The organism is Sulfitobacter sediminis, from assembly GCF_040811725.1.
Classification (GTDB): Bacteria; Pseudomonadota; Alphaproteobacteria; order Rhodobacterales; family Rhodobacteraceae; genus Sulfitobacter; species Sulfitobacter sediminis.
In genome coordinates this window covers 1-1,104 of record NZ_JBFNXX010000094.1, presented here as the reverse complement: position 1 = coordinate 1,104, position 1,104 = coordinate 1, and the positions used below count along the sequence as shown (strand labels likewise).

Annotated in this window: 1 protein-coding gene; it reads left to right on the top strand. The window is 55.0% G+C overall.

Annotated elements, in window-relative coordinates; genetic code table 11:
* Positions 1–279 precede the first annotated feature (279 nt).
* The gene (locus AB2B41_RS23300; RefSeq protein ID WP_367880220.1) at positions 280–969 is read left to right on the top strand and encodes a hypothetical protein; all 690 of its coding nucleotides are present in this window, start codon (positions 280–282) and stop codon (positions 967–969) included.
* Positions 970–1,104 lie beyond the last annotated feature (135 nt).

Here is a 1,104-nt window from a genome sequence, read left to right as displayed (position 1 = left end):
CTGAGAGGAGCGGCCTTGCGGCTTTGGGCTTCGCTCATCGGCAGCTCTGACCCAGACTTCTTCAACACTATCCGGACTTTGCTGAAATTCGATTTCAGCAGCTGAATGACCGCTTTGTGAGTGCCCCTTCGCATTGATCCCTGCTCTTAAAGTCGTTGGGGGTTTGCTGTTGCATGCCCCACAAAACACGTATCTGAATCACCATTGGTCCGCTTTGAGCCTCAATAATGCCATGAGGCAGTGCGACTCAGGCCCGATATCGAAACGGAAGCGACCCGCGTGACCTACCCATTTGAAATCGCCGCGACATGTGAAGAAGAACGCGCCATCGCGACCTCTTTGCCTCGAGAAGACCTCGTAGCGGCTGTGCGAAGTCACAGTTGGGATGGTTGTGTTGCCTCAACAATGGGCGCCATCGCGGATCGTGAAGACTGTCCGCTCTTGGCTGTCCTGTTCATGCTCGATCTTGGGCAGGAGTATTTTGCGGCCCCGGATGTGCCGGGCGCGCAAGAGATACTTGATCTGTTTGAGCGCATACAGAGACGGATTAACGCGGGCGGGTACACGCATCTCCCCGGGGATCATCTGGCAAATGACAGCCCAAACGTCCGCAACTATCTCGACACCGCAGCCAATCCCATTGCTCCCTGGGCTTTGAGCGCAAAAATCGTCGAACCCGTACTCGACCGGTCAGCGGTCGAACAACGTCCACTTTCGAATGCCGAAGAACAGCAGGCACAAGAGATTTTCGAAGCGATGAAAGAAGCGGCTCCGCGGGGCGAAGCAGCTGTGAAGCCGATCGCAATGCGCGCAGTTATCGCCGGGCGCCGGGTTGAAGCGCGCGTCGAGGAATTGATTGTGGCGCAGGGCAAAAAAAAGAAACCGAAGAAAAAATGGCCGTTCTTCGTGATTTGGGGCGCCGCGATTTGGCTTATGTGGCCGTCACTACAACGTATGCTCTTTATATAATACCGCTCTGCCAGCCTTGAGGATAAGGCTTTCGAGGACGAAAGTCGGCTTCTTGGTGGATGTTGTTGAAAAACTCTGCTTGAGCGAAGCGTGATCGGCTGATTCACTTGCCCTGAGGCAAGGGAGATCTGGCGA